Below are 19613 nucleotides of genomic sequence, written 5' to 3'. Positions count from 1 at the left end.
CCGCAAAGTCGATGTACTGCTGGTGGGTGGCGGCATCATGAGTTCGACGCTGGCGATCTGGCTCAATGAGCTGGAACCTGGCTGGTCGATGCAGATGGTCGAGCGCCTCGACGGCGTTGCCGAAGAAAGCTCCAACGGCTGGAACAACGCCGGCACTGGCCACTCGGCCCTGGCCGAGCTCAACTACACGCCCGAGAACCCCGACGGCACCATCAATATCACCAAGGCCATCGAGATCAACGAGGCCTTCCAGATCACCCGGCAGTTCCTCGCCTGGCAGGTCAAGAACGGCGTGCTGAAAGACCCGCGCTCGTTTATCAATGCCACGCCGCACATGAGCTTTGTGTGGGGCGATGACAACATCCGGTTCCTCAAGAAGCGCTACGAGGCGCTGCAGGCCAGCCCCTTGTTCCGCCCCATGCAGTATTCCGAAGACCCGGCGCAGATCCGCCAGTGGGTGCCGCTGATGATGGAAGGGCGCGACCCCAACCAGAAGATCGCCGCCACCTGGGCGCCCATCGGCACCGACGTGAACTTCGGCGAGATCACCCGTCAGTTCGTCAGCCACCTCAAGGCGCAGCAGAGCTTCAAGCTCGACCTGTCGAGCGAAGTGCAGGACATCAAGCGCAACGACGACGGCTCCTGGCACGTGCAGTACAAGAACCTCAAGACCGGCACCGAAGCGGCCACCGACACCCGCTTCCTGTTCATCGGCGCCGGTGGCGCGGCGCTGACCCTGCTGCAGAAATCCGGTATTCCCGAAGCCAGGGAATATGCGGGCTTCCCGGTGGGCGGTTCGTTCCTGGTCACCGACAACCAGGCCATTGCCCAGCAGCATATGGCCAAGGCCTACGGCATTGCTGCCACGGGTGCGCCGCCGATGTCGGTGCCGCACCTGGACACCCGTGTGCTGGATGGCAAGCGGGTGATCCTGTTCGGCCCGTTCGCCACGTTCTCCACCAAGTTCCTCAAAGAGGGCTCGTACTTCGATTTGCTCGGCAGCATGACCTTTCACAACATCTGGCCGATGACCAAGGTGGGCGTGGACCAGTTCGACCTGGTGCAGTACCTCGCCGGCCAGTTGATGCAGTCCGACGACGACCGTTTCGAGGCCTGAAGAGCTATTTCCCGAATGCGAAAAAAGAAGACTGGCGCCTGTGGCAGGCCGGCCAGCGCGTGCAGATCATCAAGCGCGACGAGGCCAAGGGCGGGGTGCTCAAGCTCGGCACCGAGGTGGTGAGTTCCGCCGACGGCAGCATCGCAGGCTTGCTGGGGGCCTCACCCGGCGCCTCGACCGCTGCACCGATCATGCTTGAGGTGCTGCAGAAAGTGTTCAAGGACAAGGTTGCCACACCGGCCTGGCAGGCCAAGCTGCACCAGATCGTGCCGAGCTACGGCACCCGCCTGAATGACGACCCCGAGCGTGTGATGCAGGAATGGAAGTACACCAGCGAAGTGCTGCAACTGACCCCGCCGCCGGGGGGCGACGCCCAGGCGCCGCAAGCCACGCCGGCCACCGACCCGATCGGCCAGAAGCATCTGGACACCGATGCCGAGCTGGCGCCATAGCGCCTCCTTGGCTTGACCCGGGCGGGCGTGCTTGCACACTGGCCGGGGCCTGGTCAGGCGCTGCGTTCGAGCGCAAACCAGCCTGGCAGCCGCTGCGGCGTCATCGGCATGGCAATCAGATAGCCCTGCGCCTCATCGCATCCCCACGCGCGGACCGTGTCCAGGTGCTCAAGCGTCTCGATGCCTTCGGCCACCACCCGGTAGCGCAATTTCTTCGCTAGGCTGATCAGTGTCTGCACCACGCGCTTGTCCTTCTCCTCGCTGTGGATGTTGCGAATCAGTGACTGATCGAGCTTGACCGTGGTAGCCGGCAACTGCCGCAGGTAGGTCCAGTTGCTGTAGCCCGTGCCGAAGTCGTCGATGGCCACATCGATGCCGGCGGCGCGCACGCGTTGCAGCTGGCGGCTGACTTCCTGGGGGTTGGCGATCAGCGTGCTTTCCGTGAACTCGAGCTCCAACGCGCTGGGCTGGACACCGTAACGCGTCATCAGCTCGAACATCAGGTCGGTAAAGGCTGCGTCTGACAGGTCCTGGGCCGTCACATTGATTGCGACCTTTATCGCCAGTGACTGCGCGTGCCATGCCGATATCTGCTTGATCGCGGCGTGCAGCACCCAAGTGCTCAAAGGCCGGATCAGCGCGGTTTTTTCGGCCAGGGGGATGAACTCGGCCGGGCCGATCGAGCCCAGGGTCGGGTGCTCCCAGCGCAGCAACGCCTCGACAGAGGTACACGCTCCGGTTTTCAGGTTGATGCGTGGCTGGTACACCAGGCTCAACTGGTCATTCAGGCGAATCGCTTGCGCCAGCGAGGTCAGTAGGAGAAAGGCACGTTGCTGCGCGGCGTCGAGTTCCGGCTGGTACTCGCACCAGGCAACCCCTCGGGCCCTGGCATCTTCCGCTGCGGTGATGACGGTGCGCAGTGCATCGCTGCGGTTGTCCCGGTAGCTGTCGAGGTTGAGCAGGCCCAGCGTCACCTCCAGTTTGAGCGGGATGCCATGGGCCGCCACCGGCACGTCGAAGTCGCGGGTCAGCGCAGTGCACAGCGGCGTCACCGGCTCACTCAGTGGCCAGAAAAAGGCGAAACGTGTGGGGCTTATGCGGTACAGCGCGCATTCAGGCGGCAGGCATTGCAGCAGGCGCTGCTTGAGCTCAAGCACCAGCGCCTGCATGAAGCAGTAGCCGAGCGCCTTGACGATATCGTTGAGAAAGGTCGGCGTCAGCGTATCCACCGCCACCAGCCAGCGATCCTCACCCTGGGCCGGGCAGTGCAGGATGTCCTGCTCGATGCGGGTGCGGTTCAACAGGCCGGTTGGCAGGTCTACAAACACTTCGCAGCGCAGGCTTTCTATGCGGTGCATGACCAGCTGTGCGTAGCGCTGCAGCACCGCGCGTTCAGCCAGGCTCATTGCCGGCCTGGGCTGAGTGTCGATGATGCACAGCGTACCCAGCCCCAGCCCCTGTGCGGTCATCAGCGGGGCGCCGGCGTAATAGCGAATGCCCGGCGCGCCGGTGACCAGCGGGTTGTCCTTGAAGCGTTGATCCAGGCGCGTATCCTCGATTTCCAGCACGTCGTTGCAGGTCAAGGCGTGTGCACAGAACGACGCGTTGCGAGGGGTCTGGGTGACGTCCAGGCCGACCTTCGCACTGAACCACTGGCGCTGCTCGTCGACGATGGAAATCAACACGATGGGGGCGGCAAAGTGCGCCGCCGCCAGGCCGACGATCAGTTCGAACACCTCGTCTTCGCTGTGTTCGAGGGCGCGCAGTTCGTTGACCGCCTGCTGGCGAAACACCTCGTTGATCGGGTAGGGTGGGTGCGCATTCAGCATCGTTCAACCTCGCCTGTGTGCCATGGCCTGTGTCGCTATCGCCTGCTCGGGGCGCCTCACGTTCTGAAGTGCGAGGTGAGTCGCTGCAGGTCTTGCCCCAGCGATACCAGCTCAAGGGTGGCGGTGGCACTGTGCTGGCTGGCGGTGGCCGACTGGTCCGCCACATCGCGCACATTGATGATGCTTTTGTTGATCTCGTCGGCCACGGCGCTCTGCTGCTCCGCCGCCGCAGAGATCTGCAGGCTCATCTGCTGAATGGTCCCGATCGACTGGTTGATCTCGCCAATCGCGTGTTCGGCCTTCTGCGCCAGCAGCACGGTGTCGAGCGTGCGTTCACGGCTGGAAGCCATCAGCGTCGACGCCGCCTGGGTGCCCTGTTGCAGGGCGGTGATGAGTGTCTCGATTTCCTGGGTGGAGTTCTGGGTGCGTTGGGCCAGCGAGCGTACTTCGTCCGCGACCACGGCAAAACCACGGCCTTGCTCACCTGCGCGTGCGGCCTCGATGGCAGCATTGAGCGCCAGCAGGTTGGTCTGTTCGGCCACCGCCTTGATCACATCGATCACCTGGCCGATCTGTTCGCTGTCCTGGGTGAGGGTATTCATTGCGCCGCCCAGCGCTTCTATGGCATCGGACAACTCGCTGATCTGGGTGGTAGCCTGCTTGACCACCGCACCGCCATGGCGGGCCTGCTCCTCGGCCAGGGTGGCGGCTGCGGAGGCGTCGGTGGTGTTGCGCGCAACTTCCTGCACGGTGGAGGCCATCTCGTGCATGGCGGTCGCGACCTGATCGACTTCCACCTTCTGCTGGCGCACGCCGGCGCTGGTCTGTTCGCTCATGGCCGAGAGCTTTTCGGCTGCGGTCGAGATGTGGCTCACGCCGCTACCGATGCCCTTGACCAGTGTGTTCAGGCTGTCGGCCATGTCCAGTACGGTATTCTGCAACTCGCCCAGTTCGTCGCGCCGCGCCGCCTTGGCCTGGGGGGTGAGGTCGCCCTTGGCGATGCGGCGCGCCAGTTCGACGGTGACCGATAGCGGCACGGTGATCTGGCGGGCGATCACCACTGCCGCAAACAGCCCGGCCAGCAAGGCCAGCAGCGACAAGCCGGCAATCTGCAGCAGCGCGTTGTGCTGATCGTCGCGGGCAAGTCGCTGCTGGGTGTCCATCAAGCCGGTCATGGTGGTGTCCATGGCGCCGCTGAACTGGTCGACCTGCTGGCGCAGTGTGTCCTTCTGTTCGAACAGCGCCTGTACCTCCTGCAATACCGTGCGATAGCGGCGCATGCCGGCGTATACGGCTTCAAGCTGGCCGACCTGCTCTGCGGGCAGCAGCGTGCGCGTCCTGCCGAGATCGTCGAGCAAGGCGTCGGTGGTGTTGAACAGCGTTTGCTGGTTGGGCGCGCTCGGCTCGCTGATGTAGCGGCGCAGTGCCAGGCGGAACTGTGCCATGCCGTTGCGCAGGTCGCTGATGCTGCGCAGGTTGCGAATGTGTGCAGGCTCGGGCGCCAGCAAGGCGCCGGCCGTGGCGCTTTCGACCAGTGAGGACAACGTTTGCGCGTAGGTTTCAGAGCGCTGCCCCAGCGGCTCCAGGGCCGCTGCCAGGGCTGTGTCGTTGTCGATCAGGCGCTGCACCGTCCGATCATAGTCGGCGGTGCTGGCTTGCAACTGGCGCAACGCGGTCTGGTTTTCGGCACGCTGCATCGACGCCAGCGCCTTGGATACCAGACCTTGAACCACTGCGAGGTGCTCGCGGTACGTCACCACATAACGCGGATCGGCGGCCACCTCATATTGTTTCTCGGTGCGACGCATGGTCTGCACGGCATCGTTGAGCGTGCGACCAGGCGCGTGGTGTCGAGCCGGTCTACCAGCAAGGTGTTGCTGGTATGGCCAACAAACGCCACGGCCAGTACGGCCAGTAACAGGAAGCCGAAACCGGCGCCGAGTTTTCGCGAGACTTTCATGTTGTCGAAGTGGGTCATTACGGTTGCCATTTTTTAGCCTCGATCACGCCGAGAGAATCCGGCAGGCACAAACAAGTCGTTGCTCGCAAGCGTGAGCCGTTGCGAAACAGGGTGGGGCCATCCAGGGCGGGGGAGGTAGCAAAGGGCCTGTGGTGCGCGAGGCCTTGGCGGGGATGCTATAAATTTTGGCAAAACTTGTACAACTATTTATTTTTGTATAGCAATTGAACTTCTGCGACAGCGTGATGCCGCAGTGCCATCACTGTTTGAGGCGCGGCCCAGAGCGCTTGCGTGCAACAAGCCCGCGCGTTGCGGGCGTGTGTGAGAGGCGGGTTCAGCAGGACGGGGCCAGCAACAAGGGCGAGGGCGCGCGGTGGTGGCTACAGGCGCGCCTGCCATTGTGCAGCCTTGCGCACGCTCAGGCGGCGCGCTCCAGGGCGCCCAGCAGGTCGACGAACTCCAGCGACAGTTTGTGGCGGGGGGCGAAGTGCACCAGCGGCACTGACACCTCGTGGGACTCGCGCATCTTGATCGAGCTGCTCAGGTACACCGGCAGCACCGGCAAGCCGTCGGCCAGCAGCGCGTCTACCAGGCTCTGGTGCAGGGCGGTACGGGCAACGAACTGGTTGACCACCACACCTTCGATCTGCAGGTCCTCGTTGTGGTCCTGGCGCAGGTCTTCCACTTGCTCCAGGACCTGCTGCAGGGCCTGGCGCGAAAAAGCATCGCAGTCGAACGGGATCAGCAACCGGTCGGCGGCCACCAGTGCGCTGAAGGTATAGAAGTTCAGCGAGGGCGGGGTATCGATGTAGATGCGCTCGTAGTCCTCGGACAGCTCCACCAGCAGCTTGCGCAGCTTGCGGATCTTGAACTTGCTTTCAAGTTTCGACTGCAGTTCGCCAGTTCCGGGCTGGCGGTCACCAGGTGCAGGTTGTCGTATCGGGTCGGGGTGATGGCAACGCGGCTGCGCAGGCTGCCGGGGGTACTGGCCAGGGTCTGCTTGAAAAAGTCGGCAATGCCCGAGGGAATGCTGTCGTCGGCAAGCCCGGTGAGGTAGTGCGTGGAGTTGGCTTGCGGGTCGAGGTCGACCAGCAGCGTGCGATAGCCCTCGGCAGCACTGACGGCCGCGAGGTTGCAGGCGATGCTGGACTTGCCGACGCCGCCTTTCTGATTGAATACGACACGACGCATGGGGCAGTTAATCCATGAACAGGGCCGATGGCCAACCAATGATAGATGTCAGAAGCTGGTTCGATGTTATGTCGGAAAAGTTACAGTTTTAAGACATGCCTTTCAGGCGCCCCGCCTTGTTCAGTACACGCCGGTGTGTGAAGTAGAATGGTCCGCTCCTCCTCACTGGATAAAGGCGGTTTTGGAATGGAAGCGGTTGCCACTTTTTCGACGCGGGATTTCACGCCGACCAGCGTGAGCCCTGTGCCCGCCATCACGACCGCATTGCCGGTGTCTGTCAGCACCCTGCACAAGCGCTATGCCGGTGCGATCGAGGGCCATTCGGCGACCGTGTTCACGGCGGCATTCGACCCTGCCAGCAGGACCGGCAGCTATATCGCCATCGAGAGCTTTGAAGGCAGCGTGAACGGCACGGCCGGCACGTTCAACTTCATCCACTCTGCATCCACGACCGGCAGCGATCGGGCGAACGAGTTCTTCAGTATCGTGCCAGGCAGTGGCACTGCAGACCTGCAAGGCATCGCGGGGACCGGCGGGCTGAAGATCGACGCCGACGGCACGCACCGTATCTGGCTGGATTACCAGCTGAGCTGAGCACCCGGTTGCCAGCCCTGTCGCAGGTTGCCGTGCGTCAGCGCGGCTGCCGCCGCCTGGGCAGGGGGGGATAATGGAGGCTTGCTCGCTCAGGAGTTCTTGCCATGACCCGCTTGCGCCTGGTGGTTGCGGGTAGCCTGTTGCTGATGGCTGGTGTGTTTTGCAGTGCTGCGGCCAAGCTCAACCTGCATTGGCGCTGAGGATGGGGGACGTGTCACGTTACGTGAAGAGGTGTCACGGCTGATTGGCGAGACCCCGGCGGTGTTACCTGCGGCCGGGGCGCGGGGTACGTTCTAGGACTCTTGATAGTAGGCGACGGTCTCTTTCAGCGCGTTGGAAAACTCGTAGATGTCGTCCAGCGAGCTAATGGGGTGGCGGGTTTCATTCTTGTCTTTATCAAAAATGCCAAGGTACTTCTGCGATCGATTGAAGTGGAGTCGCGCAATCGGCTTACGGTTGTTGTCGTCCAGTAAAATTCCGAAATAGCTTTGAGTGTCCCGGTGAGCGATGCGCTTCGCATCGATCACTGCTCTGACGATCGCTTTCACGATGTGGAAGCCTTCGAGCTCTTCCATCGTCGTGATGACGCGGTCTTCTGGCGTATCGGCAGGCTCTGTCTGGTTTTCTGCGACGACTTGCTCTGCGCGTGTTTGGTAGGGTACGCCGCTGATAGCTGATTTGAGTCGGTCGTTGATCTGATCATTTAAGAACTGTGAAGCGGCCTTCCGAGTGAGCTGTGCGAACTGGTCTCTGACTTTCTGAGTGATGGCGCCTTCATAGATACGGCTTGCAAAGAAGCGAACGAAGTCGTCATCGGGTTGGCTGAACTGGCTGGCCATCTCTTTTTTTGATCTGACCAACGTACTTGAGCTCACCCGCAGCATTGATGATCGAATCGACGTCAAAGGCGGATTTGGTAAGTTTCTGAAGCTCTGGAATCACGTGCTCATCAATGTCGAGCAAGTCGATCTCCAAGAAAGGTTTTTCATCCATCTTGTTCGCCGCATCCAAGTCAGTGAAGAACTTGTAAAATCGGCCGTTCGTCAGAATCGAAATTCTGGCGGTCGTGACATGAAAATATCGGAACAGCTGACTGGCGTGATTGATGTTGAGAGGTTCGCCGATCTTCTTGGTTTCGATCAGGATCTGAATTTCCCCGCCTTTCAGGATGGCGTAATCGATTTTTTCTCCCTTCTTGGTTCCGACATCACATACGTACTCGGGAACGACTTCGGAAGGGTCGAATACGTCGTATCCCAGGACCGTATGGATAAAGGGCATCACAAATGCTGTTTTAGTGGCTTCCTCTGTCTGGATAGTTGATGCCAATTGATTGACTTTTGCGGACATAGAGTTGAGGCGTTCTACAAATTCCATTTCTTGCTCCAGTGCTCTCTTAGCCCAATCGGGGCCTTAGAGGCATAACGCTACTACGAGTGATAACGGCTGAGTACTGAGCATTTGTCCATGCTGGATGCACGACCAGCCTGGGTGTAAGAATTGCGTTGCTTAATCTTGGGAAGTTGCCCTGTCTGGCACAGTGTTCCAATCGAGTCATGTTTGTGGAGCAGGTGCGAATTTCACTGCGTTCGTCAATGAGGTGCGCATTCGTGCTTGCATCGGTAGCGCCTGGCATCGACGCGTCTACAGCGTGAGTGCTCCGGCAGGTTGGAAGCGGATTTTGCCTTTTCGCTACAATCGCTGGCGCCGATGCTCGGCCAGGCCAATGATGGCGATATGGATAAGGTGTGACAGATGAACGTGCGGATTGCGTTGGCAGTTGTGGTACTGGCATTTACGACGGGGTGTGCTACCAGCCGGTCGGAAATCGATGTAAACGTTGCACAGCTCGGTGCTGGCCAGATTGTGGCGCCCGGTAATGGCAAGAAAGTGCACATCAGCGCGGTCGACGAGCGCGTCTTTCAGATCAAGCCCCGCAGCGCTGACATCCCCTCGTTGAAGAACGACGAAGTCACCGACCGGTCTATCACCGAGCGAGCCATCGCTCGCAAGCGAAACGGCTATGGCAAAGGCCTGGGCGATGTATTGCTGCCCTCCGGGCGCACCGTATCGCGACTGGTCAGCGATGCAGTCGCATCGGCCTACCGTCAGGCAGGCTACGAGGTGGTGACCGACGCCAACACGCAGGATGCGGCCACGGTGAAGGTCCATATCGTCGAGTTCTGGTCGTGGTTCTCCCCCGGGTTCTTTAGCGTCGCGGTCAACAACAAGTCGCACTTGACCATCGAGGCACCCGGTACCGCCCAATTGCAAGTGGTTACCCGTAAAAGCGACAACATGCAGGCCGTGACCGAGAACGACTGGAAAGAAATCACCGAAGCCGGGCTTGAGGAAATCACTCAGCAGACCTTCAAGCAGCTCTGACCAGGTATCAGCCTGTCGCGCTTTGAAACTTCTTGCGGTACGCCGTCGGCAGCAGCCCCACGCGGTTGAGGAACAGGCGGCGAAACGAGTTGCTGTCTTCGTAGCCGACCTTGAAGGTGATGCTGTCCAGGCTCATCTGGGTGGTTTCCAGCAGTTGCTTTGCCTGCTCCAGGCGCAGGGTCTGCAGGTAGGCAATCGGCGTGTAGCCGGTGGCGTCCTTGAACCTGCGCTTGAAGTTGCGCACGCCAAAACCGAACTGACTGGCCAATTCATCGATCAGCAGCGCTTCGCCAAAGTGTTCGTCCAGCCAGTTCTGCACCTGCAGGATCTGCTGGTCACCATGGCGCTTGGGCATCGACCACAGTACGTAGCTGGACTGTTCGCTGCGTACGTTGTCGATCAGCAGGTAACGGCTACACTGTTGCGCCAGCTCCAGCGAGGCGAAGCGTCGGATCAGGTGCAGCATCAGGTCCAGGGCGGCAGTGGCGCCACCGCTGGTGATCAGGCGGTCGTCTTCGCAAAGGATTTGCTGCGCCTGCAAGCGGACCTGCGGGTAGCGGCGGCGAAACGGCTCGGCGAACGCCCAGTGGGTGGTGGCGCGGCAGTCGTCGAGCAGGCCGGTCTCGGCCAGCATGAACGCCGCGTTGCACATCGCCGCCACGCTGGCGCCTTGTGCATGCTGTCGGCGCAGCCAGCCGGCATGTGCGGCGAAACCGGGCAGGGCGTCCTTGAGCGTGAACAGAAAACCCGGAATCACCACCAGGTCGGTGCGGGCAATGGCGTCCAGCGCACAGCTTGCCTGAAAACGCTGCCCGCCCAGGGTGCCGACGTCGCCCCCCTCCAGGGACGCGGTGACCACCTCGAACAGCGGCGCCTGCGCGCTGCTGAAGAAATTGGCCGCGCTCAGGAACTCCAGCGCAATCGAGGCACTGGCGGCAGAACAGTGCTCAACGAGCAGCAACGTGACATGCATGAAGGGCACTCTTGCAGTTTTCGCATGGAAAAAGTCATTTGCGAATCTACCGTGCCACCCGGGCAGGTGGCTAGACTGCTGCACTGATCACATTGGCGAGCAACCCATGAATCTCTGGTTCCGACTGTTGTTGATGCTGTTGCGCCGGCCCTGGCGCAAACCCGTGCACGGGCTGGCGACCACGGTGGTGCACCTGCGCGTATGGCCGCTGGACCTGGACCTGAACCGCCATGTCACCAATGGCCGCTATTTCACCCTGGCCGACGTCGGCCGCATGGACTATGTGCTGCGCAGCGGCGCTTTTCGGGTCGCACTACGGCGCAGGGCGGTGCCCATTGTGGGCGACGTGTGGGGCAAGTTTCGCCGCGAACTGCGCCTGTTCGAACGCTTCGAGCTGCACACCCGCATGCTCGGCTGGGACGAGAAATGGAGCTTCATGGAGCACCGCTTCGTGAAAGACGGGCGCGTGGTCGGCGTGGTGCTGATGCGTGGCCTGTTTCGCGCGCCCAAGGGCACGCTGGCGCCGAGCGAGTTCGTGCACGAGCTGGGGCTGAACCAACAGTCCCCGGCGTTGCCGCACTGGCTGCTCGACTGGTCAACCAGTTGCGACAAGCTCAGCCAGTGCCTGCGTGAGGAAGAGGCCGCGCCCGGCGCAACCGCGCCGACCACTACCAGTTGTAGCTGACCGAGCCCACCAGGCTGCGCTCATCGCCATAGCGGCATGAATTGGCGCAGTACATGTAGCGCTGGTTGGTCAGGTTCTGGGCTCGCGCACTGAGCTGCCAGTGCTCGTCCAGCGCATAGCTGACCCGCGCATCGAACAGCGTGTAGGCGGCGATCTTGCGGTCGCTGATGCTGGGCAGGGTGTGCGTGGTGCCGTTGTAGCGCGCACCGCCGCCGAGGGTGAGGTTGCGCAGCCCCAGCGCGGCGAGGCGATAGTCCAGCCACAGCGAGGCATTGTGGTACGGCGTGCCTTCGATACGTGACCCTTGCAGCAGCGCATCGTTGTCGGCAATCACGTGGGCGTCGGTGTAGGCGTAGCCGGCGTTGAACGCCAGGTTGTCGGTGAGCTGCGCCTTGGCCTCGATTTCGAAACCGGTGCTGCGCTCCTTGCCGGTCTGTTCATCGAAGTCGGAGCCGGGGATGGAGCTGGTCACGTTGCTCTGGGTCAGCTGGTACACCGCGGCACTGATCAGCAATTCGCGGTCGGCCGGCTGGTAGCGCAGGCCGATCTCGTACTGCTCGCCTTCAGTGGGCGAGAACGGCTTGCCATCGCTGCCACTGCCGGTTGCCGGCAAGAACGACTGGCTGTAGCTGATGTAGGGCGCCAGGCCGTTGTCGGCCAGGTATACGAAACCGACGCGGCCGGTGAGCTTGCTGTCGTCGGTGGTGCTGCGCGCGCCGTCGCGGTAGGTGCGCGTGGTGCTGTCGGCCCAGTCCTGGCGCAGGCCGAACAAGGCTACCCAGCGTTCGTCGAGCTTGGCCTGCTCTTGCAGGTACAGCCCCAGCTGGCGTGCGTGCAGGTCCGAGCCTCGGTCGATCGAGCGGTCGACCTCAGGCAGGTTGCCATACACCGGGTTGGCCAGGTCCAGCGCGGGGGCGTTGCCGCTGAAACGATGGCTGTCATAGGTCTTGCGGTAATAGTCCAGGCCCGCCAGCACGGTGTGCTGCCAGCGCCCGCCGTCCAGCGCCAGTTGCAGGCTGTTGTCGCTGGTCCAGCCGGTCGCGATGTCTTCACGGCTGTTGTAGCTGCGCGACAGCTGCGACAGGTTCGGCCCGCTGACACGGCTGGTATTGAGGGTGATGTAGTCGTAGTCGATGCGCGACTCGAAGTAGCGCACGGCCTGGCGCAGTTGCAGGTACTGGTTGAGCCGGTGTTCGAACAGGTAGCCGGCGGTGTGCAGGCTACCGTCATAGGCGTCGTAGTCCGGCTCGCCGGGGAACAGGTCGTAGGGCACCTTGTAGCCGGGCGTGGCGCTGTACACCGTAAGGTCATAGCGGATCGGTGGCGTGAGTGTGGTCTGGGTGCGTTGCTGGCTGGCCAGCAGGGTCAGGCGCGTGTCGTCGTCGATCTGCCAGGCCAGGGCCGGGGCAATGTACTGCTTGTCGTCGTCGATCGCATCGTACTGGGTGCCACTGTCGCGCTTCAACGCGGTCAGGCGGTAGCTCAATCGCCCCTCATCGTCCAGTGCACCGCTGTGGTCGGTGGACAACTGGCGCCGCTGGTGATTGCCGTACTCCAGGTTGATCTCGTGCAGCGGATCAAGGCTCGGGCGCTTGCTCACGGTGTTGACCAGGCCGCCGGGGGCGAGCTGGCCATACAGCACTGACGAGGCGCCCTTGAGCACTCCACGCGCTCCAGGCCATAGGGCTCCTGGCCGCCCTCGAACTGGGTGCTCTGCATCTTCATGCCGTCGCGCAATACTCCCCCGGTGCGTGGCCCGATATCGAAGCCGCGCATGCGGTAGTCGTCGGCCACGCGGCTGTAGCCATTGGGCTGCGCGACCACGCCCGGCGTGTAGTTGAGCACGTCGGCAAGGCTGTCGTGCTGGCGCGCGACCAGCTCTTCACGGGTGATCACCGAGATCGACTGCGGCGTTTCCAGCAGCGGCGTGTCGGTCTTGGTGGCGCTGGCGCTGTGCGTGGCCACACGGCTGTAGGCCGGGCCCCAGGCGGTCTGCGTGTGGCTGCGTGCGTCGATGTCGGTCTGCGATAACTGCACGGCGGCGTCGCTGCGCGGTTGGATGCTCAGGGTGGCGCTGGGCGTGACGCTCAGTTGCAGCGGCAATCCTTGCAGCGCCTGATGCACGGCCTGTTCGGCACTGTAGTGGCCGCGCAATGGAGGCGCCGTGAGGCCGCGAGTCAGCGCCGCGCTGAAGGCAATGCCACGGCCACTGTGGCGGGCAATCGCGGTGAGGGTCGCGTCGAGCGAGCCGGCGGGCAGGTCGAAGTCGATCAGCTGTTGCCGGGCGGCGGCGGTAGCCGCAGGTTCGGCCGCGCTGTCGAACGCGGCAAGGCTCAAGGCCAGGGCCAGGGCCAGCGGTGAAAGGGTCAGGCGCAAGGGGCGGTACAGGGGCATGGCGGCGGTCTTCATAGGGCGAGTCGATGCCAGCTATGTGACGCGAGCGGGGCATTTATTAAGGGGGCAGCAAAAAAATAATCAACGCGCACGCAAGCTCAGCCGTGTCCACACGCCCAGATGCTGTTCTACCCGCAACGGCAGCACCTCCTGCAGCGAGCGCAACGCCTGCTCGCTGTCGTCCAGCGGGAACACCCCGGAAACCCGCAACGCCGCCGCCTCGTCAGTGACCTGCAACCAGCCATGCCGGTAGGGGCGCAACGCATCGATCACCTCGCCCAGGGCACGATCGTGCACTTCCAGCATGCCGTCTTCCCAGGCGGCCGCCCGTGCCAGGCGCGGGTCCAATGGCCGCACTGCGTGGCCGTCCAGCCAGGCGCCCTGGCCGGCGCGCAACACCAGCGGCGCGGCGCCAGGCACCGTTACCTGCACCCGCGAAGTCTGCACCCATACCTGTGCCCCTTGGTCACTCAGCGCCACGCTGAAGCGCGTACCCAGGGCGCGAGCTTCGCCGAATGCGCTGCGCACCACCAGCGGCCGGTGCGCATCGGCTGCCACCTCGATACTCAGCGCGCCCTCGCGCAGGATCAGTGTGCGCTGCTGTGCGTCGAAGGCCAGGTCGACCCGGCTGCGGGCGTTGAGCAGCACCCGGCTGCCGTCCTCCAGGGTAAAGGACTGGCGCTGTGCGACAGCGCTCTGCAGGTCGCTGCTGCCCACCGCCAGCAAGCCCTGGCGCTGTAGCCACCAGGCGCCAAGGCCCAGCCCGGTCACGCTCAGCGCACCGCGCAACAGGTGTCGACGGCTGCTGCCGGCACGGCTCAGCACCTCCCGCGAGAGCTCGGGTGCACTACTGAACGCCTGGCCCAGGCGCTGTTGCAGGCGTTGCCAGGCCAGGCTGTGGTCGGGGCTGGCGTGCAACCAGTGTTCAAAACGTTGCTGATCAGCCGCGCTCAGCGTGCCCGAGCGCTGCAAGGCCAGCCACTCGATTGCCTCGGCCACCGCCGTTGGCAGGCGTGCTGCGCTCATGCGGGTTCCAGCGCCAGGTAGCACAGGCCCAGCGCCTTGACCACGTACTGGTGCACGCGGGGCGCAGAAATGCCCAGGCGTTGGCCGATTTCGGCATAGCTCAGGCCTTCCAGCTGGCTGTACAGAAACGCACTGCGCGCGATCGGCGAGAGCCCTTCGAGCAGGCTGTCCAGGGCACTCAGCGCTTGCAGGGCCTGGGCCTGTTCCTGGGCCGAGGGTTCATGCGCATAGGGCTGTTGTGCCAGCGCCTCGAGGTAGGCGCGTTCCAGGTCGCGGCGTCGCCAAGTGGCGAATACCAGCCGCTTGGCGATGGTCGTCAGCAGCGCGCGCGGCTCGCGGATGGCCTGCGGGTCGGGCGCGGCCACCACCTGGGCGAAGGTCTCGGCGGCCATGTCGGCGGCATCTTCGCCACACCCCAGGCGCGCGCGCAGGCGCCCCAGCAACCAGCCGTGGTGGTCGCCGAACAACTGGTGCAGCACACGGTTGCGGGCACTGAGGCGCGATGCGTCGAAGGTGGTAGGCGGCATGGATCAAAAGCTAATGACAATTGTTATCAAATGATGCCGATTGGCCGTGCCTAATGCAATACGCCTGTGCCATCGCGCCGGGTAGGGGGTTCACGGCCAGTGGTTTTTTGCCACGCAAGCCGTTATAAAACCGGCTCGGTTATCTAAGGAGAGGCGCATGGAAATTTCGGCTTTGTCGATTGGTGTCGATATCGCAACCAGTGTGGCGATCGTCGGCTCGGCGGTTACCTTCATGTACAACCAGCGCCGTCAGAACAAGACCGAAGCCGTGATGAAGCTGCACGAGCAGGTGCGTACCATCTCGATTCAGCAGTTGCAGGAAGAGCTGGAGACCCTCTCTCGCCAATACACTCACCAGATCATTGCGCCGACCCAGAAGATCCTCAACATCGGGCGCTTGTCGCATCGTCTGCTGGAGCAGGACGCCCCCCCCGAGAGGGCGCGTGAAGTGCTCATCGACAGCAACCGCTTTGAGGAGACCCAGCGCAGCATTGCCGATCTGATCGAGCAGACGCGCCTGTTCATCAAGGAAGTGCACGCCGCCAAGTACCGTATTTTTCCGGTGTTGTACAACCTGCGCGAGGGGGCTGCGCTCATTCAGGAATACCGCGAATGCAGCGAGGCGCTGATTGAGGCGAGCAACCAGCTCGGGCCGCAGCATACCTCGCTGATGAAAGAGACACTGGCGTTCACCCAGGCGCTGGGCGCTTCGGGCGAAGACCAGCAGGCGCTGAAAATGCAGTGGCTGCGCATGGCCTTCAGCATTGCCCAGGACGACGACTATCGCAGCTGGGTCGACCTGTTCATCGAGGACGGCAAGGAGCCAGCCTACTGGGAGGCCATGGGCGCTTCGGACATCGAGCTCAAGCAAGAGCTGTGCGGCACCGTGGCGCTGCGCATCATGCGCATGCTCGAACAGGACCCGGGCCGTGCGGCATGCCAGCAGATACTGATGGTGCACAAGCCGGCGATTGCCTTGACCACCCAGGCCAAGCGCTTGCTGGTGCTGCTGTCGGCATCCATCGCGTGGCTCAGTTGCAAGGCCGAGGATCGTACCAGCGACACCATGGAGCAGCTCAAGCTGGCATTTGCCTCCAAGGAACTGCTGGCGCTGGAGTCAGAGTTGTACTGAGCCGAGCCGGGCGGGCCGCTTGCAGCCACAAAGGGCCCGCCCCGAGCCTCACACAGACATCTGCTTACGCACGCCGCGTGGCAGGCGGCAACGCTCGGCCTGCTCGCTCAGGCGTGCCTGCCAACTGGCCTTGACGCTGAATACGGGGGTGGCCTTGGCCTGTGCTTGGGCCAGGCGCTGCTTGCGCAGTTCGGCCAGGGAAGGGGTCTTGGCCTTGGCCGCTACGGCCGCTGCCTCGGGCGTGGCGAGGGAGCGCAGGCAGGATTTGCACGAAACCTGATCCGCTGCCGGGCTGCTGTTGAGGGTTTGACTGGTGCGTCCGCAGGCCGCGCTGGTACCGTTCGCCGAGTAGTGTGTAACCAAACCGTGCATCTCCAACATATTGATAACAAAGGCGCTATTTTCGCACAGGCAGGGCCTGGAGGGGACCCCGGCTGGTCAGGCAGTTGATTGCATCGACTGTGCACGCAGTTGCCGTTCGCGTTTCCAGGTGACGCGGTACATCGCGCCGGTGATCACCCCGGGCAGCAGGAACACCAGGTGGCTCAGCCTGAGCTGAACGTCCCAGATCAACGCCCAGCCAATGCCCCACAGCACGCCGATCACCCACCCCAGCAGCAGCACCGGGTGGCGGCGCAGCTGTGGTCGTGGGTGCATGGCCTGGGCATAGATCCACCAGCCGCAGCCAAGGCAGAAGGTCGACACCATCACGATGCCTAGCACCAGCATGAAGGCGCCCGGGTCGATCAGCCGGCGCTTGAAGCTCTCGAACAGCACCACCCCGGTGCCCCAGAGAAACAGCAGCGTTACCGGCAGCAGGCCGATCAGCGCGCCAAGGGTCATTATCACTCTGTGTCTTGCAAGGCTGTCCATAGTCGTCGCAGGTCCGCTGGCGGGCGTTTGGGAGGCGACGTGATACCGGTAATCGCGGCGCATTGCAAATGCGTGTGTGCGGGCGGGGCGTATTGACGTTCGGTGGCCTTGCCACCTAGGCTCGCGGCGGTCCCTTTCATGGAGTGATGCAATGATTACCTGCTACCTGCGCTACGTGGTCGACGCCTACAAGCTGCAAGAGTTCGAAACCTACGGGCGGATGTGGATTCCCCTGGTGGAAAAATTCGGTGGTCAGCACCACGGTTACTTCCTGCCCAGCGAAGGCGCCAACAACATTGCCCTGGCGATGTTTTCGTTCCCGAGCCTGGCGGCCTACGAGCAGTACCGCGAGCAGTCCAGAACCGACGCCGAGTGCATGGCCGCTTTCCAGTACGCCGAAGACACCCGGTGCATCGTCAGCTATGAGCGCAGCTTCTTCCGGCCCGTGCTCGGTTGAGCCGCCTGGGCGGCTTGTCACCGCCCCGCATCTGCCTTACCTTCACGTCAGCGTAAGCGCGACGGCCTGCGATGGCCGTGCGTGACTGAGCGCCCGCAGATTCTTTCTGGAGTTGGGCATGCAGACAAAAATAAGAAACGACCTGAGTGTGTGTGAAACCCTTGATGTGCGCAGCTTCGTACGCCAGCAGGGGGTAGTGCCCGAGGGCATGCTGCGTGACGAAATCGATGCCTCCTGGCGGCGCAGCCTGGGCCATGGCCGGCGCCTGGGGGATGGCTGCGAGACCCGGCGCACGCGCAGCGCCGACCTGCTTGCCGACAATCGCCAGTTCATCGAGGCGGCCACGCCGGTGATCGAGCAACTGGTCGCGCAGTTCGACCCGGCCCAGGGCGGCGGCCTGATCATCCTGGCCAATGCCCAGGCCACCATCGTTGCGGTCGAAGGGTGTACCGATGCCTTGCAGCGTGAGGTGCGCGACATCGCGCCGGGGGTGTGCTGGAGCGAGACACTGCGCGGCACCAACGCGCTGGGCACTGCGCTGCTGGAAGCACGCCCGATGGTCATCGACTACAACGAACATTTTCTCGACCGGCTCAGCCCGTTCTGCTGCACCTCTGTGCCGATTCGCGACCCCTCGGGCCGCGTCCAGGGTGTGCTCGACCTGACCCGTCAGGGCCACAACCGCCAGCCCCACGACAGCGTGTCGCTGCTGCAACTGAGTGCCAGCCAGATTGAAAGCCGGCTGTTCAGTGCCTGTTACCCGCGCCAGCTGATCCTGGCCTTCCATCCGCGTCGCGAGTACCTGGAGTCGTCCTGGCAGGGCTTGCTGGCCATCGGTACCGAAGGCGAGTTGCTGGCGGCCAACCAACACGCCTGTACCCTGTTGCGCCAACCGCGTGAGCACCTGCTGGGGCGCTCGGTCAGCCAGGTGTTCGGCCCGCAGGCGACAGCATTGGGCCCGTTGGAGCAGGGCGCGATCGCTAGCGTGCAGACCCCGCGTGGCGAAATGTTCCTGCGTACCGTACAGGCGCCCCTGCGCTTGTTGCTGCGTGCTGGGGTAAGGGGCGCTGCGCCGCGTGCGGCGGTGCCTGCCCGCGACCCGCTGCTGGCGCTGGCCGGCAATCATCCACGTTTTGCGCGCAGCCTGACATGGCCCGACGGGGCTTGCGCAATGGGTTGCCGATCATGCTGTTGGGTGAAACGGGCACTGGCAAGGAGCGTGTTGCGCGTGCACTGCATGAAGCCAGCAGCCGTGCTGGCAAAGCGTTTGTGGCGGTCAATTGCGCGGCCATCCCGGAAGGCCTGATCGAGTCCGAGCTGTTTGGTTACCGCGAGGGCGCATTTACCGGCTCGCGTCGTGGTGGCATGGTCGGGCGCCTGTTGCAGGCGCATGGCGGCACGTTGTTTCTCGACGAGATTGGCGATATGCCACTGGCCTTGCAGGCGCGCCTGTTACGTGTGCTGCAGGAGCGCAGGGTAGCGCCGTTGGGGGGCGCAGAAGAGCAGGCGCTGGACGTGGCGCTGATCAGCGCTACCCACCGTGACCTCAAGCATGAGGTACAGGCGCAGCGCTTTCGCGAGGACCTGTTCTACCGCGTCAGCGGGTTGTGCGTGCAACTGCCGGCCTTGCGTGAGCGGGGCGATCTGGCGGCGTTGTGTGGCACCTTGCTGGAGGGTATGGAGGGTGCGGGTATCGAGCTGGACCCGGCGCTTGCCGGGGTGTTGGCGCAGTACCACTGGCCGGGCAATATTCGTCAATTGGAGATGGTACTGCGTACGGCGATGGCGTTGCGTGGTGAGGGTGAAACCTGCCTGACCCTGGAGCACTTGCCGGATTACACCGTGGATGAATTGCGTGCGGGTCGGGTGCCGTGTCCGCGTGTTGGAGCAGAGCACGATATCCAGCAGGCGCTGGATCGTCACCAGGGCGACGTGCTTGCGGCGGCGCGTTCGCTGGGTATCAGCGAGCTACGTTGTACCGCAGGCTCAAGCGGTAGCACGGGACTGTCAGATTTTTT

14 protein-coding genes and 5 pseudogenes are annotated in these 19613 nt (G+C 63.1%); 7 read left to right on the top strand and 12 right to left on the bottom strand.

What is annotated here, in order from left to right:
* Positions 1–1569, top strand: a pseudogene (gene mqo, locus G3436_RS12965) (malate dehydrogenase (quinone)); the annotation flags it as partial.
* Positions 1570–1622: 53 nt separating this feature from the next.
* Here the strand turns inward: mqo and G3436_RS12960 are convergent.
* From G3436_RS12960 to G3436_RS29210, 4 genes and pseudogenes are all read right to left on the bottom strand, one after another.
* Entirely contained in the window at positions 1623–3395 is a 1773-nt protein-coding gene (locus G3436_RS12960) for a putative bifunctional diguanylate cyclase/phosphodiesterase (protein WP_420801208.1), read from the bottom strand.
* A gap of 59 nt (positions 3396–3454) precedes the next feature.
* Positions 3455–4159: a methyl-accepting chemotaxis protein gene (locus G3436_RS28910; protein WP_420801207.1), complete on the bottom strand. Its 705-nt coding sequence runs from the start codon at positions 4157–4159 to the stop codon at positions 3455–3457.
* A gap of 201 nt (positions 4160–4360) precedes the next feature.
* Positions 4361–5206: pseudogene (locus G3436_RS28905) on the bottom strand (methyl-accepting chemotaxis protein); the annotation flags it as partial.
* An 855-nt stretch (positions 5207–6061) separates the two neighbouring features.
* Positions 6062–6549: pseudogene (locus G3436_RS29210) on the bottom strand (ParA family protein); the annotation flags it as partial.
* Between the two features lie 186 nt (positions 6550–6735).
* Here G3436_RS29210 and G3436_RS12945 point away from each other — a divergent pair.
* Positions 6736–7143 (top strand): DUF3224 domain-containing protein, encoded by a 408-nt coding sequence (locus G3436_RS12945; RefSeq protein WP_163945502.1) that lies wholly within the window; start codon positions 6736–6738, stop codon positions 7141–7143.
* A gap of 293 nt (positions 7144–7436) precedes the next feature.
* Here the strand turns inward: G3436_RS12945 and G3436_RS12940 are convergent.
* Positions 7437–8520 (bottom strand): annotated as a pseudogene (locus G3436_RS12940) (type I restriction endonuclease).
* 378 nt (positions 8521–8898) lie between these two features.
* On the opposite strand from G3436_RS12940, the gene G3436_RS12935 reads away from it, so the two are divergent.
* Positions 8899–9528: a flagellar biosynthesis protein gene (locus tag G3436_RS12935; protein ID WP_178116448.1), complete on the top strand. Its 630-nt coding sequence runs from the start codon at positions 8899–8901 to the stop codon at positions 9526–9528.
* A gap of 7 nt (positions 9529–9535) precedes the next feature.
* Here G3436_RS12935 and G3436_RS12930 read toward each other — a convergent pair whose 3' ends face one another.
* Complete coding sequence (locus G3436_RS12930; RefSeq protein ID WP_163945499.1) at positions 9536–10501, bottom strand: GlxA family transcriptional regulator; 966 nt, start codon at positions 10499–10501, stop codon at positions 9536–9538.
* Positions 10502–10607: 106 nt separating this feature from the next.
* On the opposite strand from G3436_RS12930, the gene G3436_RS12925 reads away from it, so the two are divergent.
* Positions 10608–11186 carry a thioesterase family protein gene (locus G3436_RS12925; protein WP_163945496.1) on the top strand — a complete coding sequence of 193 codons (579 nt, stop codon included), beginning with the start codon at positions 10608–10610 and terminating at the stop codon, positions 11184–11186.
* On the opposite strand, the gene G3436_RS12920 is transcribed toward G3436_RS12925, so the two are convergent.
* The 4 genes from G3436_RS12920 to G3436_RS12910 all read right to left on the bottom strand — a co-directional run bounded on the left by G3436_RS12920 (position 11170) and on the right by G3436_RS12910 (position 15133).
* The gene (locus G3436_RS12920; RefSeq protein ID WP_338001249.1) at positions 11170–12849 is read right to left on the bottom strand and encodes a TonB-dependent siderophore receptor; all 1680 of its coding nucleotides are present in this window, start codon (positions 12847–12849) and stop codon (positions 11170–11172) included. The two genes, G3436_RS12925 and G3436_RS12920, sit on opposite strands and share 17 nt — an antisense overlap.
* Positions 12783–13595, bottom strand: a complete 813-nt coding sequence (locus tag G3436_RS27575; RefSeq protein ID WP_243667122.1) for a TonB-dependent siderophore receptor — start codon at positions 13593–13595, stop codon at positions 12783–12785. Before G3436_RS27575 ends, G3436_RS12920 begins: the two co-directional genes overlap by 67 nt.
* Before the next feature lie 66 nt (positions 13596–13661).
* Positions 13662–14606, bottom strand: coding sequence for a FecR family protein (locus G3436_RS12915; protein WP_163945493.1), 945 nt, complete (start codon positions 14604–14606; stop codon positions 13662–13664).
* Complete coding sequence (locus tag G3436_RS12910) at positions 14603–15133, bottom strand: sigma-70 family RNA polymerase sigma factor (RefSeq protein WP_163945490.1); 531 nt, start codon at positions 15131–15133, stop codon at positions 14603–14605. Before G3436_RS12910 ends, G3436_RS12915 begins: the two co-directional genes overlap by 4 nt.
* 157 nt (positions 15134–15290) lie before the next feature.
* On the opposite strand from G3436_RS12910, the gene G3436_RS12905 reads away from it, so the two are divergent.
* Complete coding sequence (locus G3436_RS12905) at positions 15291–16265, top strand: hypothetical protein (protein ID WP_163945487.1); 975 nt, start codon at positions 15291–15293, stop codon at positions 16263–16265.
* A gap of 48 nt (positions 16266–16313) precedes the next feature.
* Here G3436_RS12905 and G3436_RS12900 read toward each other — a convergent pair whose 3' ends face one another.
* Entirely contained in the window at positions 16314–16628 is a 315-nt protein-coding gene (locus tag G3436_RS12900; protein ID WP_163945485.1) for a hypothetical protein, read from the bottom strand.
* 75 nt (positions 16629–16703) lie between these two features.
* A complete protein-coding gene (locus G3436_RS12895; RefSeq protein ID WP_163945482.1) occupies positions 16704–17108 on the bottom strand; it encodes a hypothetical protein in 405 nt (134 codons plus the stop codon).
* 181 nt (positions 17109–17289) lie between these two features.
* Here G3436_RS12895 and G3436_RS12890 point away from each other — a divergent pair, with 181 nt between their 5' ends.
* Complete coding sequence (locus G3436_RS12890; RefSeq protein WP_163945479.1) at positions 17290–17595, top strand: NIPSNAP family protein; 306 nt, start codon at positions 17290–17292, stop codon at positions 17593–17595.
* Between the two features lie 118 nt (positions 17596–17713).
* Positions 17714–19592: pseudogene (locus G3436_RS12885) on the top strand (sigma-54-dependent Fis family transcriptional regulator).
* The last annotated feature ends 21 nt before the right edge of the window (positions 19593–19613 follow it).

The sequence above is a fragment of the Pseudomonas brassicae genome (assembly GCF_010671725.1).
Classification (GTDB): Bacteria; Pseudomonadota; Gammaproteobacteria; order Pseudomonadales; family Pseudomonadaceae; genus Aquipseudomonas; species Aquipseudomonas brassicae.
The sequence above is the reverse complement of the archived record's forward strand: the minus strand, read 5'-3'. Positions and strand labels throughout refer to the sequence as shown.

Excerpts from the sequence above, each read along its gene's own strand:
- G3436_RS28910 (WP_420801207.1), bottom strand. The coding sequence starts at position 4,159 with ATGGCCTCCACCGTGCAGGAAGTTGCGCGCAACACCACCGACGCCTCC.
- G3436_RS12945 (WP_163945502.1), top strand. The coding sequence starts at position 6,736 with ATGGAAGCGGTTGCCACTTTTTCGACGCGGGATTTCACGCCGACCAGC.
- G3436_RS12935 (WP_178116448.1), top strand. The coding sequence starts at position 8,899 with ATGAACGTGCGGATTGCGTTGGCAGTTGTGGTACTGGCATTTACGACG.
- G3436_RS12930 (WP_163945499.1), bottom strand. The coding sequence starts at position 10,501 with ATGCATGTCACGTTGCTGCTCGTTGAGCACTGTTCTGCCGCCAGTGCC.
- G3436_RS12925 (WP_163945496.1), top strand. The coding sequence starts at position 10,608 with ATGAATCTCTGGTTCCGACTGTTGTTGATGCTGTTGCGCCGGCCCTGG.
- G3436_RS27575 (WP_243667122.1), bottom strand. The coding sequence starts at position 13,595 with ATGAAGACCGCCGCCATGCCCCTGTACCGCCCCTTGCGCCTGACCCTT.
- G3436_RS12915 (WP_163945493.1), bottom strand. The coding sequence starts at position 14,606 with ATGAGCGCAGCACGCCTGCCAACGGCGGTGGCCGAGGCAATCGAGTGG.
- G3436_RS12910 (WP_163945490.1), bottom strand. The coding sequence starts at position 15,133 with ATGCCGCCTACCACCTTCGACGCATCGCGCCTCAGTGCCCGCAACCGT.
- G3436_RS12905 (WP_163945487.1), top strand. The coding sequence starts at position 15,291 with ATGGAAATTTCGGCTTTGTCGATTGGTGTCGATATCGCAACCAGTGTG.
- G3436_RS12895 (WP_163945482.1), bottom strand. The coding sequence starts at position 17,108 with ATGACCCTTGGCGCGCTGATCGGCCTGCTGCCGGTAACGCTGCTGTTT.
- G3436_RS12890 (WP_163945479.1), top strand. The coding sequence starts at position 17,290 with ATGATTACCTGCTACCTGCGCTACGTGGTCGACGCCTACAAGCTGCAA.